Genomic DNA, 17,706 nt, shown 5'->3' on the forward strand with positions numbered 1-17,706 from the left:
ATGGCAGATTTTCTATTAGAAATTGGACTAGAAGAAGTTCCAGCGCATTTGGTTTCACCAGCGCGCGAACAATTGGTTGAACGTACAGAAGCGTTTTTGACAGAAGAACGTTTGGCCTATGGCAAGGTTGAAGCTTTTTCAACACCTCGTCGTCTAGCTATCCTAGTACGTGATTTGGCGGATAAAGCTGAAGATATCGCACTTGAAATCAAGGGACCTATTAAGCGCGCAGCCGTAGATGCTGATGGTAACTACACAAAGGCAGCGCAAGGATTCGTTCGTGGACAAGGTATGACAACTGATGACATCATCATCAAGGAATCAAACGGAAACGAACACATCTTTGTTTCTAAGTTTGAAGCTGGTCAAGCTGCAGCTGAAGTTTTGCAAGGATTTAAGTCAGTGGTTGAAGCAATGCAATTCCCAACAATGATGCGTTGGGGACGTCACAGCTTTGAATACGTTCGACCAATCCGTTGGATGGTCGCCTTGTTAGATGAAAACATTGTGCCATTTAACGTTTTGGATGTTGCGACAGGACGTACATCACGTGGACACCGTTTCTTAGGACAAGATACTGAAATTGCAACAGCAACGGCATATGTCGATGCGCTAGACGCACAAGCAGTATTGGCTGATTCTGAAGCACGTAAAGGACAAATTTGGCAACAAATTGAAGCCATTGCGGCTGCGAATAACTGGTCAGTTGTTCGTGACGAAGACTTGCTAGAAGAAGTTAACAATTTGGTTGAATTCCCAACGGCATTTAACGGAAACTTCGATGCTAAGTACCTAGACTTGCCAGATGAAGTGTTGATTACATCAATGCGTGAACACCAACGTTTCTTCCACGTTGTCGATGAAAAGGGTGCGCTATTGCCACACTTTATTTCTGTTCGTAATGGTAATGACCAACACTTGGATAACGTGATTGCTGGTAACGAAAAGGTGCTTATTGCCCGTCTTGAAGACGCCGTATTCTTCTACGGTGAAGACCAAAAGCATGATATTGCTTACTACAATGACAAGTTGAACAATGTTTCATTCCACGCAAAGTTGGGATCTGTTGCAGATCACACACGTCGTGCCCAATTGCTAGCTGCTTTGTTAGCTGACCGTTTGGACTTGAATGAAGAACAACAAGTTAAGTTGGCTGAAGCTGCATCAATCTACAAGTTTGACTTGATGACTGGTATGGTTGGTGAATTTGACGAATTGCAAGGTATCATGGGTGAAAAGTATGCCAACTTGTTTGGCGAAGCACCTGAAGTTGCGGCCGCAATTCGTGAACACTACATGCCAATCAGTGCGGGTGGTGAACTGCCTGCAACTGACTTGGGTAAGATTTTGTCTTTGGCAGATAAGCTTGATACATTGGTCTCATTCTTTGCTGGTGAAATGATTCCTTCTGGATCAAATGACCCATACGCTTTGCGTCGTGCCGCATCAGGTGTTGTAAACATCTTGCATGCGAACGATTGGGCTTTTGACTTGAATGAATTGCTAGTCACATACGTTGCTGCCATTACAGAAAGTGAAGACCATGTTGGTTTGCCAGAAGACGTGGTTGCGCGTTTGGTAGCCAGTGTTGCTGATGTAAACGACTTTTTGACAGACCGTGTTATTAAGGACTTGCAAGATCAACATGTTCGTCACGACGTGATTAATGCTGTGACACAAGCAAACTTAACAAGCACAACACAAATGTTTGATTCAGCTGCGGCTTTGTTAGCACATCAAGATGATGCTAACTTCCGTGGTGGTGTTGAAGGATTGACACGTATCATGCGTTTGACAGCCAAGAACCCAACTGACGCAGAAGTATCAGTAGAATTGTTTGAAAACGATGCAGAAGCAGCCTTGTACGCTGCTACAACAGCGTTGGATGCAGAAACAACTGATGACTTGTTAGTTGATTTGTTGGCCCTAGAACCAATGATCGCCGCATACTTTGATGTAACAATGGTTATGGTTGAAGATGAAGCGGTCCAACAAAATCGTCTTGCAACCTTAGCGGTTGTGAGTGAGATTGCTGGTCAAATTGCAAACTTCATGCAATTGGATGTTAAGAGTAAATAAATCCGATAATGAAAAGAGGTACAGCCTATGCTGTACCTCTTTTTTTAGTATATATAAGTATACCAATTATTTGTTTTCATAATAAATGTGTTTATGGTGGGGGTTTAGATAGTGTTAATGCGGTATTTTTAAAACCTGACTAGTATCTGTTAATCATGAATACCAATTGTGTGTTTACATTTTTGATAGAATAGTTGATAATAGTCAATATCGAAAATGAAAGCGTTTACCAAAAACGCAATGAGGGAGAGAAGATGAATAAGCCGAAGTTATATTTAGATATGGATAATGTGTTGGTAGATACATTGCCGGTGTTGAATGCGTATGCGCAAGAACATCCAGATGCAGGGAAGCCAGATCGTATACCAGGAATATTCGCTGATTTACCAATTAAAGATGGTGTTGCAATGGCCATTAAATGTTTGGCACCTTATTTTGATCTCTATATTTTATCAACAGCACCTTGGCATAATCCAAGTGCTTGGCAAGACAAGATGATTTGGTTAGAAAAACATTTTGGCGAAGGGGAATTAAACCCATTTTATAAAAAAGTGATTATGACACATGACAAAGGATTAGTGCATCAATCAGGCGGTATTTTAGTCGATGACCGTCCATACCATGGTGCCAGCGCATGGGCTGACGCTGAAAGTGATAGCGTGTGGATTCAATATGGGTATACGTCAGAATTAACATGGGAAAAGGATTTAGTACCGTATTTAATTGATATCTCAACGACGTACGGCCAAATGATGACCCCTAATTTAACGCAAGCAGTTGCAGAAGCAGATACGATCACAGGTGCAATTCATGGTGATTTGGTGACATTTGAAAAAGAAAGTTGGGAATAAGGAGAGCTAATCATGATTACAAATAGTACTGAAATGTTGCAGGCGGCACGCCAAGGTGGCTATGCTGTACCTGCATTTAATGCGAATAATTTGGAATGGGTGAAGGCGATTCTACAAGCAGCCCAAAAGACAAACTCACCAGTGATTGTGCAAGTAACTGGTGGCGCGGCTAAGTATATGGGAAGTTTTAAAGTGGCCCATGATTTAATTGTAAATTTGCACGATGCATTAAACATTACTGTGCCAGTTGCGATTCATCTAGATCATGGTGCATATTTAGAAACCCAAGAAGCATTAGCCGCAGGGTTCACGTCAATTATGTTTGACGGTTCTTCACTAGATATTGATGACAATTTAGTCCAAACGACCAAGTTAGCGGTGCAATTACATGCACGTGATGTCACCTTAGAAGGTGAAGTTGGTACCATTGGTGGTGAAGAAGATGGAATTGTGGCGCAAGGTGAAATTGCCCCTGTAGAAGATGCGGTTAGAATGGCAGAGTCAGGGGTGGATATGTTGGCGGTGGGTATTGGAAATATTCATGGTCCATATCCTGATGATTGGCAAGGATTAGATTTTGATCACTTAAGAGCCATTACAGCGGCGATTAAAAACAAAATGGCCATTGATATGCCGCTAGTGTTGCACGGTGGCTCAGGTATTCCAGACGACCAAATTCAAGAAGCCATTAAATTGGGTGTGGCAAAGATTAATGTGAATACGGAAGGTCAATTAGCTTTCCATGATGCCATCAGAGCCTTTGTTTTAGCCGATAAAGATTTGGAAGGTAAAAACTATGATCCGCGTAAATTCTTGTTACCAGGAACGAACGCAATTGAAGACATGTGTGTCGAACGAATCCATGTTTTTGGTTCAAATGGCAAAGCCTAAGCCATATGACGCACGGCTGACATATATTGGAAATTAAAAAGAACGCTTTTATCAATACTTTAGATGGTACTTTTGTAGTAAAACACGAAAGTATGTTTTGAACATCACAAAGTTTTGATAGAGGCGTTTTTCAATTAATCGTATACTTATGGAAGGTAAGTGTATTTTTATGTGACATTTTCGTCCTTTATTTTAAATAAAAGTATGTTTTATCGCGGTGTATTGTGATACTATGAACAACGTGATGTTACGCGATATTATGATATTCGTTATGTAGAAAGAAATAATTAGCTAACATTGAAAGATTATTACATACAATTTGGAATTTATAGGAGTGCAGAGCATGAAGCGCAAGATTTTTGGTGAAGTAGCGGGAACCGCGCTATTGATTTATTTAGGGACAGGTTTGGTATTACTTGGTGGTCCATACACTGATTTGGTAGGTCCAGCATTAGGTTGGGGATTCATGTTTACCATGTTAGTTTACACATTTGGTCCACTATCAGGTCCGCATTTGAACCCAGTTGTAACGTTGACAATGTATTTGACAAAGCGCATGCCTGGTAAAGAAGCGGGTGTTTACTTTGTAAGCCAACTAGTTGGTGGATTGCTAGGTGAATTAGCGTTAATTGCAACATACAGTGGTTTCTTGTCACAAAAGGGAATTGCATGGTCTGATGCAATTGCTGAACACCATTTGGGAAGTACAATGTATCCTAACCTAACAGCAGGATCAGCTTTCTTTGTAGAAATGTTGATTACAACAATCTTGTTGACTGTATTGTTGGTCTTCATGAACCGTCTAACGAATGAATTCTCAGGACAATCTCCCATCATTGTGGGTGTAACAATTATTGCGCTTGTGATGTTCAGTGGGAACCTAACAGGAACTTCAATGAATCCTGTTCGTTCACTATATCCAGCTTTGTTTGCTGGAGGTGAAGCACTATCTGCTGTCTGGGTATACTTAACAGCGCCATTTGCAGCCGTATTTATTGCTGTATTGATTGATAAATATATTTTAAATGACTAAATAAAACGAAAACACTAATTTTAAAATTAGTGTTTTTTTTTAAATTTCACATACATGTATGCGTTTTCATGTATAATAAAGAAGTATTGAAGTGTATGAGGAAAACAGGGAGGAATGAGTAATGACAATATTAGTTTCAATATTGCCAATTGTGTTACCGGTGATTCTATTAGGGATTTTGAATATGCCGGCTGTAAAGGGAATGGCAATTAGTGCTTTAGCTGTGACAGTAGCAGCATACTTGTATTGGGGGATGCCAGGGGATGCAATTGGGGCCTCTATCCTACAAGGAATTCACAAGAGCTTACCAATTGCATGGATTTTATTGGGAGCCATGTTGCTACTAAAAGTGTTGCAACATACAGGGGCCATTGATCGTATTAATTTAGGATTTATGAACCTAACGCAAGACATGCGTCTCCAAGCCGTGATGATTGCCTTTTTGTTTGGATCATTAATGGAAGGTGTGTCAGGATTCGGAACGCCAGCGATGGTAACGGGACCTTTGTTGATTGCCTTGGGATTTAAGCCATTGTCAGCGGTATTTTTGGCATTGGTATCTGATTCAACTGCCGTATCATTTGGGGCTGTGGGAACACCTCTAACGGTAGGTCTAAGTAATGCGGTACCTGCCAATGAATTACCACAAGTGGCGATGCAAATCTCTCAAATTGAATTGTTTGTGGGAACATTTATGCCATTAATTCTAATCGGTATGTTAGTAATGGTATTGCCTAACCAATACAGCAACAACCGTCTAAAGAGCTTATTAGAAGTCGTACCTTGGTTGTTGTTGATTGGATTAACATACACTGGAACAAGCTTTACGGTTGTTCGTGTGATTGGTTACGAAATGGCGTCAATTATTTCACCATTAATTGCCATCGCAGTGAGTGTGTTAACGATTAAGTTCGGTATTTTAGTACCAAAGTCAGCCAAAGAAAATCCATGGCGTCAAGAACCAATGTCAACGGAGAACAGCACAGAAATTAAGAGTGACATGCCGCTATTGTTGGCGTGGTTACCATACATCTTAGTGGTTGTAGCATTATTGATGACAAAGTTTGTGACACCAATCAAAACATTCATTAACAGTACCTTTGATTTGTCATATCGCCAAATTCTAGGTTTTGAAACAATTAATTCTGATTGGTTGATTTTGGCTAACCCAGGAACAATCTTGTTGATTGTGGCAATTGTGACTTTGTATTTGCAAGGTGGTCGTTGGCGTCCATTCCAATCAAAGGCTGTTGATGTTGTGAAGGGGATGAAGGGAACAATGACAGCCCTAGTTGTGACATTGATTATGGTACAAGTCTTCACGAACTCAACTTATAACATGAACGATTTGGTAAGTATGCCAATTTATCTTGCTTCTACATTGGCTGAATATCTAAGTAGCACTTGGCTAATTATTGCGCCTGTACTGGGAGCGCTTGGATCATTCATTACAGGTAGTGCCACAGTTTCCAACTTAACATTCTCACCTATTCAACATAGTGTGTCTGTGGATGCTGGTTTGAACCAGTCATTAGTACTAGCGCTACAAGTCATTGGTGCAGCCATTGGAAATATGATTTGTATTCATAACATTGTTGCCGCTGGTGGTGCTGTTGGCTTGAATGGTAAAGAAGGGGACATTCTTCGTAAGACCATTATTCCAGCCTTAATCTATGTCACATTACTAATTATCGTTGGTTCTATCTTTGGGATGATTAACGCATAAAAATTGGAACATTTAGTTACTTTTGCTATAATGGTAATCATTAAGGCGTGAATAATAATGAACAGGTCTATTGGTGACCAGCGGGAGTGCTATGTTAATTTTTGGTTTTATTGGAATTCTGTTTGGCTTTGTCTTTCTAGGATGTGGTGCATATTTCTGGGATACAGGATTGCCAAATGAAGAGAACAAAATTGAATTCGTAATGATGGGAATTGGAATCTTGTTGCTACTAGTTGGCACATATCTAATGTTCAGTGTTTAAAATATATAAAATGCGTATGGCAACTGATTAGGTTGTCATACGCATTTTTTTTATGCTTAAAGTCAATTTGTTTAGTTTCATTTAAGTTTCAGTCGTTAATTTCAATAGGTTAGGAATAATTGTAGAGATTCCTTGTGTCAAAATGAAAGATGAGTATTTCATGGAAGTTAGTATTGGATATTGGATTGGATTTTTTGCGTTTGTCATTGTTATGTTGGCCTTGGATTTAGGGGTCTTCCATAAAAATAACGAGACACCAACAATGAAGTCATCCTTACTTTGGAGTGCATTTTGGATTGCCTTAGCATTCGCCTTTGCCGGCGGTGTGTGGGTAGTTGGCGGATCTGCTCCAGCTATTGACTTTGTAACAGCATACTTGTTAGAAAAGTCATTGAGTATTGATAATTTATTTATCTTTATTCTGGTCTTCACATTCTTTGGGATTGAATCGAAGTACCAACACCGTTTGTTGTTCTGGGGAGTTTTCGGAGCGCTTGTAATGCGTGTTATCTTTATCTTCGGTGGTGCAGCCTTACTACATCGTTTTGCTTGGTTGATGTACATTTTCGGAATTTTCTTGGTGATTACAGGAATCAAGATGTTCTTTGAGAAAGATGACAATCAAGACTTGAACGATAATAAGATGATTAAGTTCTTCCGTAAGTTCTTGCCATTGAAGGAAGATGTTAAGGAGCCACATTTTGTGGTTCGTGAAAATGGAAAGTTGTATGCCACACAGTTCTTGTTGGCATTGCTATTCATTGAAGCCTCTGACCTATTGTTTGCTGTAGATTCTATTCCAGCAGTATTGGCCGTGTCACAAGATACCTTTATCGTTGTGACATCTAATATTTTTGCGATTATGGGATTGCGTTCATTGTACTTTGCCTTAGCAGGGATTTTGCCAATGTTCCGTTACATCAAGTACGGTCTAGCCGGGATCTTAACATTTATCGGATTTAAGATGATTTTGAATGAAGGTAGTGCGATGTTTGACTTACCATTTAAGATTTCAAACACAGTCTCATTGGCTGTGATTGTTATCTTGTTGGTGGGATCAATCGGTGCTTCTATCTGGGCAACCAAGCAAGAAGAAAAAGCACAACAATCATAATTCTCATATTGAGATGGAAAAGCAGCCTTAGGGCTGCTTTTTTAATACCAAAAATTTGCGTGAATGATGATATAATAAGCTTATATTATTAAAGAGATGAGGGTTGTTTGTTATGGCAGAGAAGATTTTATTTGGTACGTACACAAAGTCAGCATCAAAGGGGATTTACGAAGCAACGTTTGATGACGCAACAGGTACAATGGGACCAGTTGAATTGGTTGCAGAAGTTGGATCACCAACTTATGTTGCCTTGAGTAAGGCAAACAAGCTATACGCTGTTGATCGTAAGAACGGCGAAGAAGGTGGAATTGCTATGCTTGATTACGCAAATGATCAAGCAGAAATGGTACAAGAAGTGGTTGAACCTGGAGCATCAGCAGCATATGTTGCTGTCGATGAAGCGCGTCAATTTGTTTACTCAGCAAATTATCACCGTGGATTGGTACAAGTATTCAAGATTGAAGCCGATGGGCAATTGACTGAAACTGACCGTTACCAAGCAACTGGAAAGGGTCCTCGTCCAGAACAAGCATCATCACACATGCACTTTTTCAACGTGACACCAGATGGTCGTTTGGTTGCTGTTGATTTGGGTTCAGACAATGTTTTGACATTTGATTTGTCATCTGATGGTAAGTTGACATTGGTTAACACATACACAACAGAACCTGGTTACGGACCACGTCATATCCGTTTCAGTGCAGATGGTAAGCATGCTTACTTGTTAGGGGAATTGTCATCAAAGCTAACTGTTTTGTCATACAATGAAGATGGTTCATTGACACCGTTACAAGTGGTTTCAACAATTCCAGCTGATTGGACAGAACACAATGGAACAGCCGCCATTTACTTGTCAAATGACAACCGTTTCTTGTACAGCACAAACCGTGGACACAATTCAATGGCTGTCTTTGAAATCCAAGAAGATGGTGCACATGTTGAATTGATTCAATTGATTAGCACAGAAGGGGAATTCCCACGTGATTTCGCGTTGTCACCATCAAATGACTATTTGATTGCTGCAAACCAAAACACAGATAACGTTACGATTTATTCACGTGATGCCCAATCTGGAAAGTTGACTTTGAAGGAAAAGGACTTGTTCTTGCCTGAAGGAGTTTGCGTTAAGTTTATCTAAGAGCTAAAGGCTTTAATAAGATTCGAATTATAGCACGGATGACAATAGTTATCCGTGCTATAATTTTTTGAAATGGGTATTTTTAAATATATCCGAACACCGTTGGAGGAATTATTTTATGAGCACGAACCATATTGTTTTATTTGAACCGTTGATGCCAGCTAACACAGGGAACATGGCCCGTACGGCAACCGGAACAAACACAAAGCTACACTTGATTGAACCATTAGGATTTAAGTTAGATGATAAGCATGTTAAGCGTGCTGGATTGGATTACTGGGATACTGTTGATATTACAGTTCACAAGAATTTACCAGCATTCATGGCAACTTTGACTGAACAAGATCAATTGTTCTTGATTTCTAAGTTTGCACCACAATCTTATCATCAAGCAGATTACACAAATCCAGATCATGACTATTACTTTATGTTTGGTAAAGAAACAACTGGTTTGCCTGAAATGTTCATGAAGGAACATGCTGAAAAGGCTTTGCGTATTCCACAAAACGATACAAACATCCGTTCTTTGAACGTATCAAACACAGCATCAATTATTATCTATGAAGCATTGCGTCAACAAGGATTCCCAAACTTGGACCTTACGCAAGACTATGATTACGATAAGCTAAAGTAGGAGGAGCTATGGCTGCGAAAAGTAAAACAACCAAAAAAACGGCGGCCAAGCGTAAGCCTCGCAAAAAGACAGCTCAAAAAAGCTGGTTGAATCAACATTGGCCACAATTAGTCGGCCTAGGATTAACGCTTGCGACCATTTTTGCCATTTTGCAGGTGGGCTTGCTAGGTAAGTTTTTGGCTAACTGTGTACGTTGGTTAGTAGGTGGTAGTTATCAATTCTTGTTATTGATGCTATTGATGCCATTCTTAGTCTTATTGGCGTATGCACAATGGCCAAAGCGCTTTAAGGCGCATCATTACATTGGTTTCAGTTTGTTTTATTTTGGCATCATGTTAATTAATGCCATTTTGTTCTTTTCACCCAAAAACATGTATATTGAATTGCCCGCAAAAGTGACGCAATTTATTAATCAAGACTTTATGAATCATGCTAGCTCAACGCCTGTCGGTGGTGGTGTGATTGGTGCTCAATTGTATGAGTGGACCCACATGATTGCTGGAAATTTTGGATCTTGGTTAGTTGGTATTTTACTTCTAGTGGGTGGCTTTGTTGTGATGTTTAAAGTACCTGTTCGTGAAGTGTTTGATAACTTCTTCTCATTAGCCGAAGGTACCGGTGATTTTGTCCAATCACAAGCCACGCAAGTACACGAGGCTGTGACTGAAAAAGTCACAACTTTCCGTGAAAACCAACGTCAAAATATGACCGATGTCTTTAAGGACAACCCTTTTTCTTCTGAACCGGATCCGCAAGCAGAAGTATCTGCGACAGCAACGGCAGGAAAGAGTATTACCAAGACGAAAAAGCGTGAACCTGACTTTACACAGGAAGCCACAACATCTGGTGCCGATTTCTTGCCACCAGAAATTATTGCGCCGGAGCCACAAGTTACGAAAGTTCAAACGGCACCAATTAAGTCAGCGGTGGAAGCGAAGGCAGTGGATCTACCACCATTACCACCAGAACCAATGTTTGATGATGACTTTGAACCAGAAAATGTGATTCAAAGTGCAGATGTTATGGTGGACCCAATTACGATTCAACCTGATTTGCCTGAGGCTGAGATTGATACGTTGTCACATGCGGATATTTTCGGGCATGATGATGCGAAAACATCACCAAAGACACAAGCCAAGCCTGATAGCTTTGGGCATGTCGAACCAACCACACAAACAATGCCAACGGCTGATGTTGATGCAAGTGGATTGGGTAATGTGATCGATGATCGTGATTATGATTTGCCAACAACAGCATTAATGACAGAGATTGGCTCAACTGATCAATCAGCTGAACGTGATGCGTTGAATGAAAAAGCACGTCTATTACATGAGACATTGAAGAGCTTTAACATCAATGCCACGGTTGAAAAAGTTGTATTGGGGCCAACGGTTACCCAGTATGAAATTAAACCTGCTGTGGGAGTTAAGGTATCTAAGATTCAGAATTTAGCTGATGATTTAGCCCTTGCTTTAGCAGCCAAGTCACTTCGTATTGAAGCGCCAATTCCAGGGAAGAACGTGGTTGGAATTGAAGTTGCCAATGATCAACAAGCGACGGTTGGTTTCCGTGACATGATGGATGAAGCAGGAATTGATACTGAGCATCCATTAGTCGTTCCAATTGGACGTGGTGTGACAAGTGGTGTGGTTAAGATGGATTTGACCAAGATGCCTCATTTATTGATTGCTGGATCAACTGGATCTGGTAAATCAGTGGCGATTAATGGTATTTTGGCGTCAATCTTGCTGCAAGCAAAGCCAAGTCAAGTGCGTTTGATGTTGGTAGATCCTAAGAAAGTGGAATTGTCAGTCTATAATGATATTCCACATTTGATTACACCGGTTGTTTCGGATCCTAAGAAGGCTTCGCTTGGTTTGAAGAAGGTAGTTGCTGAAATGGACCGTCGATTCAAAGTGTTAGCTGAAGAAGGTGTGCGTAACATTGACGGATACAACCGTTATGTGCAAAAACACAATGCGACAAGTACTGAATCAGTCTTGCAAGAAATGCCATACTTAGTTGTCATTATTGACGAATTGGCTGACTTGATGATGACGTCATCTGTTTCAGGTGATGTTGAAAATGCCATTGTGCGTATTGCGCAATTGGGACGTGCCGCAGGAATTCACATGATTGTGGCAACGCAACGACCATCAGTTGATATCATTACGGGATTGATTAAAGCCAATGTGCCTTCACGTATGGCCTTTGCGGTGTCATCTGGAATTGATTCACGTACGATTTTGGATTCTAACGGTGCTGAAAAGTTATTGGGTCGTGGAGACATGTTGTTCTCACCAATTGGTTCAAGTGGACCACAACGTGTGCAAGGTGCCTTCTTGAGTGATGAGGATGTTGAGAATCTAACAGACTTCATTAAAGCCCAAGGAGAAGCGCAATACGATGATACAATGACTGTTTCTGATGCTGAAATGCAAAGCCTTGAACAAGGGGATGCTGGATCAGGTAGTGACCTTGATGAACAATGGGATGAAGTGCTTGAGTTTGTATTACGTGCAAACGGAGCTTCAACGTCATCAATTCAACGTCACTTTAAGATGGGGTATAACCGTGCCGGACGTCTCGTTGATGATATGGCTGACCGTGGCTTGATTGGTGGACCGAATGGTTCTAAGCCACGTGAAGTACATTTCACGGCTGAGATGTTACCTTCATTGCGTCGAAATGCGCAACAATAATTGATGATTAAATAAAAGTCATACACTGAGGTGTATGGCTTTTTTGTTTAGGTTAGAAAAGTTTTAAAGTTAAACTGTTTTTTAATAAGAAAACTTGATAAATGTTATAATAATACAACTTATCAGAGAAGAAATTAAGGGAGGGACGTGTCATGATTGAATTGACGCATCTAACGAAGCAGTTTGGGGATAAAACGGCTGTTAGTGATTTAAATATGACGATTAAACCTGGTGAAGTCATGGGGTTAATCGGTCAAAATGGTGCTGGAAAGACAACAACATTTCGTATGATTTTGGATTTTATTACACCAACCGAAGGAACTGTCTTGTGGGATGGACAACCTTTAAATGCCCAAAAGCGACAAAAATTAGGATTTTTACCTGAGGAACGTGGATTATATCAAAAGCAAACAATCGAAAATCAAGTGTTATACTTTGCGGAATTGCACGGGATGAAGCGACAAGATGCGAAAATTGCATTGCGAGATTGGATGCAGCGTTTAAACGTGGTGGGAAAGCCAGAAGATAAGGTCCAAGCTTTGTCTAAAGGAAATGCTCAGAAGATTCAACTGATTTCGACTGTTATCTTTGAACCAGAATTTTTAATTTTAGATGAACCATTCTCAGGGCTTGACCCAGTGAACACAGAATTAATGATGGGTGAAATTAAGCGTTTGAAAAATAATGGGGCGAAAATTTTATTTAGTTCACATGATATGTCAGGGGTTGAATATTTATCTGACAAGATTACGATGTTGAAACATGGAGAAACGGTCTTACAAGGGACTCCTGTAGATATCCGTGAATCGTTTGGTCGTAGTGAAGTGTATATTGAATCTCCTGTTACAGATGTGCAATTACAACAAATTGCTGGAGTAGATACAATTGAAGTATCTGGTGCAGGACGTCAGATTCATCTAACAGATCCAGCGGCTGGAAAAGACATTTTTAATGTTGTTGCAGCCGATGGTTATGTACCTGTGTTTGCACAAACACCGCCAACGATGGATGAAGTGTTCCGACGCGAAGTTGAAGCAGGAGGGCATAACTAATGTTTATGAAACAACTGTGGTTAGTGATGCGTCAAACCTTTATGACGCGTGTGAAGACAGGTGGTTATTGGATGTTGGTGCTATCACCAATTTTAATTGTGGGAATTATTGCTGGAATCACCTTCTTTATGCAAGCAACACAAAACAAAGATACGCCAACCGTGGCGGTGGTTAATCAACCACAATTGACGCAAGCCTTACGTCAAGATACGCAATTAGATGCGGAATTGACGGATGTTTCTTCCAAAACTGTTGCGGAACAAGATTTAGCAGCTAAAAAAATTGATGGTGTGTTAACGGAATCTAACGGAAAATACACGTATGCGTACACATCTGATTCGCATGAAATGAATCAAGACGCTTTACAAGCTGGTATTAATCAATATGCAATGCTAAATAAAGCGCAAAAGTTAGAGCTTTCTTCACAAGACTTAACAGAATTGATGCGATCACCTGAATTGAAGATGGTGGTGCAAAGCGATAAAGGTAATGCAGATGGTGGTGCAGCCGCAACGGCTAATTATGCCTTGGCTGTCGCATTGGGAATTTTCATCTTTGTCTTTCTGAATGCGTACGTTAGTATGATTGCGCAAGAAATTGCGAATGAAAAGTCATCTCGTATTATGGAAATTTTGTTAGCAACAACATCTCCAGCCGTACAATTCTTTGGTAAAATTGGTGGTATTTCGCTATTAGCGCTATTACACGGTCTGATTTATATTGCAGCAGGGGGAATCTTTGCCTTAGTTGCACCAAATAATGAAATGCTTGTACAAGCAAAATCAGTGCTTGTTGGTGTTGATTGGAGCTTTGGATTGATGACCTTGGCAATTGTTTTCGTAGCAATTGTACTGTATATGGTCTTAACGGCAATGATTGCAGCGATGGTTAATGATTTGAGCCAAGTCCAACAGGCAGTTTCACCAATTACCTACCTATCAATGATTAGTTATATGTTGACGTTCATGTTGAATGGAAATGCGCATAATGTGGTCTTGCAAGTGTTATCATATTTGCCATTCTTCTCACAAACGTTGATGCCAGCACGATTGGGCCTACAGTATGCAACGATGACCGACGCATGGATGGCATTAATCCTAGAAATTGGCGCCTTGATTGTCTTAAGTTACTACGGATTACGTATCTACAAGCGTAATGTGTTGACCTATCAAGAAGGAAATCTATTAAAGCCAATGTGGCGTAGTATCACAAAGATGCTAAAAATAAGTACGATTGATTCGCATTAAAAATAAAGTGAGGGAATAATGATGGAAAGAACAATATTTGCCCACCGTGGTGTACCAGCAAAGTTACCAGAAAATACAATGCGTGGTTTTAATGCAGTCGCTGATTCTGATGTGATGTGGATTGAAACTGATGTGGCTATCACAAAAGATGGCCAATTAATTTTGATGCATGATGATTTTCTAGATCGTACCACAGATATGACTGGTGAAATCACGGCTAAAGATTGGCCAGAGATTAAATTTGCGGATGCATCTGTTAATGCGCCTAAGAAATTACGTGGTGAACGTATCCCAACGATGGAAGCCTTTATTCCATTTATCAATCACCATGGTTTAAATATTAATTTCGAGTTGAAAGGGGTATCAGGACCAAATGGTTTGGCATTATCTAAGCAACTGGTTCGTCAAATGATGACTTATTTGGATCAACTGGATGCGGGTGTTAAAGTCCAAATTTCAAGTTTTAATCCGATTTTGCTGGGGATGATGCGTCAAGCGTATCCAAAGGCCCAATATGCATTGCTATTTGAAAAAGCAACGTTTAACCCAGATTGGCCTATGCTAGCGCAAGCGTGTGAAGTGACAGAAATTAGTATCGAAAATGAAGGATTAACAGAAGCAGATGTTACGCAAATCCGTGCATTGGGGTATGAAGTTAATGTTTGGACTGTTAATTCAGGACGTCGTATCAAAGAATTGTTTGATTGGGGTGTGAAGGGAATCTTCACTGATAATGCACCTAAGTTTTTGAAGATTGCGACGAAATATTCAGATAATTAAGAAATAGAAAAGGCGCTAATCGTTAGGATTAGCGCCTTTTGCGTGTTTTTATACTTATTGTTTCTTTTTGGTACCCAAGAAACGGTTTTTATCATCTTGCATTGGTTCGTCGAGAGTTGGAATATCAAAACGATCTTCAACTTCTCGGCTATTTGTATCTTTTCGACGTGTTAGTAATCCCATGATATGCCTCCAATTAGTTGTAGGCTATATTATAGCACCTTTTATCAGGTGATAGATGACTTTTCAGAAAAGGGCAATGGTATAATAAAGACAAAGAATCGATAGAGGAGGCAGTCATGGCATCTACCCATATTGAGCAAAAATTATCGCTTTTACCTGATCAACCAGGATCGTATCAGATGAAAGATATTAACGGAAAAATTATTTACGTTGGTAAAGCGAAGAATCTAAAAAATCGTGTGCGTTCATATTTTAAAGGTGAGCACAGTGGTAAAACCGCGCAATTAGTTGAAAATATTGCGGATTTTGATTTTATTGTCACGTCTTCAGAAAAAGAATCATTGTTATTGGAAGTGACGTTAATTCAGAAATATCAACCGTATTATAATATTCGGCTAAAAGGGGGGACGGGATATCCGTATATTAAAGTCACCCACGAACGTGATCCTAAGATTGAGTTAGCCAATGAAGTTAAAAAGGATGGTGGTTTGTATTTTGGACCGTATCCTAATGTTTATGCGGCCCAAGAAACATTGCATTTTTTACAAAAGGCTTATCCGTTACGTCGTTGTAATGGTTTTCAGGGTCGTCCATGTCTGTACGCTAACATGGGGCAGTGTCTAGGTGCATGTTATCGTGAAGTACCGGTCGAAGAATATGACGAACAAATCAAACGTATTCAAGCGTTTTTGAATGGTCGTACGAAAGAAGTCACACAAGAGTTAAAAGCAAAGATGTTGTTGGCATCAGAAGAAATGGCCTTTGAACGAGCTGCTGACCTACGTGATCAACTACAATTCATTGAAGCGACCGTTGAAAAACAAAAGATTATTTCAAATGATGGTACGCCTCGTGATTTGATTAATTATTATGTGGATAAGGGCTGGATGTCGGTGCAAATTTTCTTTATTCGACAAGCTCGCTTGATGAAACGAGAAAAGCGTGTGTTTGCGATTGTGGAAGATGCAGCCGACGAATTAACGCGTTTTATTTTACAATTTTATCAACGTGATAATTCTGTGTTGCCTAAAGAATTACTTGTTCCGGCTGGCTTGGATACAGCTAATTTAAGTGCGGTGTTAGGTGTACCAGTTCGTACACCGCAACGTGGTGAAAAAAGGCAATTACTTGAATTAGCTGAGAAAAACGCAAAAATCGAACTTGATGAAAAATTCCGACTAATGGAAATGAACACCAAGAAGACCAGCGGTGCTTCCCAAGAAATCGGAGATGCGCTAGGCTTGACTGAAATCCACCGTATTGAAGCGTTTGATCATTCGCACATTAGTGGGCAAGAAATGGTTTCGGCAATGGTTGTCTATGAAGATGGTGTACCAAATAAAAATTTGTATCGTAAGTACAAAACCAAAACAGTTGAACATGCCGATGAGCGTGCTGAAACGATGGAAGTTATCCGTCGTCGCTATAGTCGTCTGTTAAAAGAACATGGTGAAATGCCAGATTTGATTTTAATGGACGGGGGAGACATTCAATTAAATGCAGCCAAAGAAGTGATTGAGGACGAACTTGGTTTGGATATTCCAGTGGCCGCCATGGTGAAAAACAATTACCATAAAACCGCTGATTTATTAGTCGCTGCAGGAGAACCAGCTGTTGCCTTAGATCACAAATCACAAGGGTTCTTTTTGATTCAACGTATCCAAGAAGAAGTACACCGTTTTGCGATTACTTTCCATCGTCAATTACGTTCAAAGTCATCATTAGGATCTAAATTGGATGAAATTAGTGGTGTGGGTCCTAAGACACGTCAGAAACTTTTGACGACATACGGGTCTTTGAAGAAAATTAATGATGCGCCCCTAGAAGACTTACAAAAACTAGGGATTAGTAAAAAAGTTGCGCAAAACATTAAGATATCATTGCAAGCACGAGATACAGATTAAACCAATAAAATACCATTCGCCGGTTGGCAATTGTGTTCAGATAATGTAAACTGGAAGATACTGAATTTCGCGTGGAACATAACTCTGAAATAAAAGAAAGTGAGGTCATG

General features: G+C 40.1%; 15 protein-coding genes. 14 read left to right on the forward strand and 1 reads right to left on the reverse strand.

Annotated features, from left to right (window positions below):
- From glyS to WS08_RS02225, 13 genes are all read left to right on the forward strand, one after another.
- Positions 1–2,079 (forward strand): glycine--tRNA ligase subunit beta, encoded by a 2,079-nt coding sequence (gene glyS, locus WS08_RS02170; protein WP_009764956.1) that lies wholly within the window; start codon positions 1–3, stop codon positions 2,077–2,079.
- 254 nt (positions 2,080–2,333) lie between these two features.
- Complete coding sequence (locus WS08_RS02175; protein ID WP_009764957.1) at positions 2,334–2,930, forward strand: HAD family hydrolase; 597 nt, start codon at positions 2,334–2,336, stop codon at positions 2,928–2,930.
- Positions 2,931–2,939: 9 nt separating this feature from the next.
- Complete coding sequence (gene fba, locus WS08_RS02180) at positions 2,940–3,821, forward strand: class II fructose-1,6-bisphosphate aldolase (protein WP_038566632.1); 882 nt, start codon at positions 2,940–2,942, stop codon at positions 3,819–3,821.
- Positions 3,822–4,164: 343 nt separating this feature from the next.
- Complete coding sequence (locus WS08_RS02185; RefSeq protein ID WP_009764959.1) at positions 4,165–4,854, forward strand: MIP/aquaporin family protein; 690 nt, start codon at positions 4,165–4,167, stop codon at positions 4,852–4,854.
- Between the two features lie 121 nt (positions 4,855–4,975).
- A complete protein-coding gene (locus WS08_RS02190) occupies positions 4,976–6,580 on the forward strand; it encodes an L-lactate permease (RefSeq protein WP_009764960.1) in 1,605 nt (534 codons plus the stop codon).
- Positions 6,581–6,671: 91 nt separating this feature from the next.
- Positions 6,672–6,842 carry a hypothetical protein gene (locus WS08_RS06900; protein WP_157788564.1) on the forward strand — a complete coding sequence of 57 codons (171 nt, stop codon included), beginning with the start codon at positions 6,672–6,674 and terminating at the stop codon, positions 6,840–6,842.
- A 160-nt stretch (positions 6,843–7,002) separates the two neighbouring features.
- Positions 7,003–7,956: a TerC family protein gene (locus tag WS08_RS02195; RefSeq protein ID WP_009764961.1), complete on the forward strand. Its 954-nt coding sequence runs from the start codon at positions 7,003–7,005 to the stop codon at positions 7,954–7,956.
- 112 nt (positions 7,957–8,068) lie between these two features.
- Positions 8,069–9,094: a lactonase family protein gene (locus WS08_RS02200; RefSeq protein WP_009764962.1), complete on the forward strand. Its 1,026-nt coding sequence runs from the start codon at positions 8,069–8,071 to the stop codon at positions 9,092–9,094.
- Positions 9,095–9,212: 118 nt separating this feature from the next.
- A complete protein-coding gene (locus WS08_RS02205) occupies positions 9,213–9,728 on the forward strand; it encodes a tRNA (cytidine(34)-2'-O)-methyltransferase (protein WP_009764963.1) in 516 nt (171 codons plus the stop codon).
- Between the two features lie 8 nt (positions 9,729–9,736).
- Positions 9,737–12,430, forward strand: coding sequence for an FtsK/SpoIIIE family DNA translocase (locus WS08_RS02210; protein ID WP_009764964.1), 2,694 nt, complete (start codon positions 9,737–9,739; stop codon positions 12,428–12,430).
- A gap of 152 nt (positions 12,431–12,582) precedes the next feature.
- Positions 12,583–13,482: an ABC transporter ATP-binding protein gene (locus WS08_RS02215; RefSeq protein ID WP_009764965.1), complete on the forward strand. Its 900-nt coding sequence runs from the start codon at positions 12,583–12,585 to the stop codon at positions 13,480–13,482.
- Positions 13,482–14,729: an ABC transporter permease gene (locus WS08_RS02220; RefSeq protein WP_009764966.1), complete on the forward strand. Its 1,248-nt coding sequence runs from the start codon at positions 13,482–13,484 to the stop codon at positions 14,727–14,729. Before WS08_RS02215 ends, WS08_RS02220 begins: the two co-directional genes overlap by 1 nt.
- A gap of 18 nt (positions 14,730–14,747) precedes the next feature.
- Positions 14,748–15,509, forward strand: a complete 762-nt coding sequence (locus WS08_RS02225; protein WP_051747837.1) for a glycerophosphodiester phosphodiesterase family protein — start codon at positions 14,748–14,750, stop codon at positions 15,507–15,509.
- A gap of 54 nt (positions 15,510–15,563) precedes the next feature.
- Here the strand turns inward: WS08_RS02225 and WS08_RS06990 are convergent, their stop codons facing one another.
- Positions 15,564–15,692, reverse strand: coding sequence for a hypothetical protein (locus tag WS08_RS06990; protein WP_267134623.1), 129 nt, complete (start codon positions 15,690–15,692; stop codon positions 15,564–15,566).
- 116 nt (positions 15,693–15,808) lie between these two features.
- Here WS08_RS06990 and uvrC point away from each other — a divergent pair, with 116 nt between their 5' ends.
- Complete coding sequence (uvrC, locus tag WS08_RS02230) at positions 15,809–17,596, forward strand: excinuclease ABC subunit UvrC (protein ID WP_038536152.1); 1,788 nt, start codon at positions 15,809–15,811, stop codon at positions 17,594–17,596.
- Positions 17,597–17,706: the final 110 nt, after the last annotated feature.

It is taken from the genome of Weissella tructae (assembly GCF_000732905.1).
Lineage (GTDB): Bacteria > Bacillota > Bacilli > Lactobacillales > Lactobacillaceae > Weissella > Weissella tructae.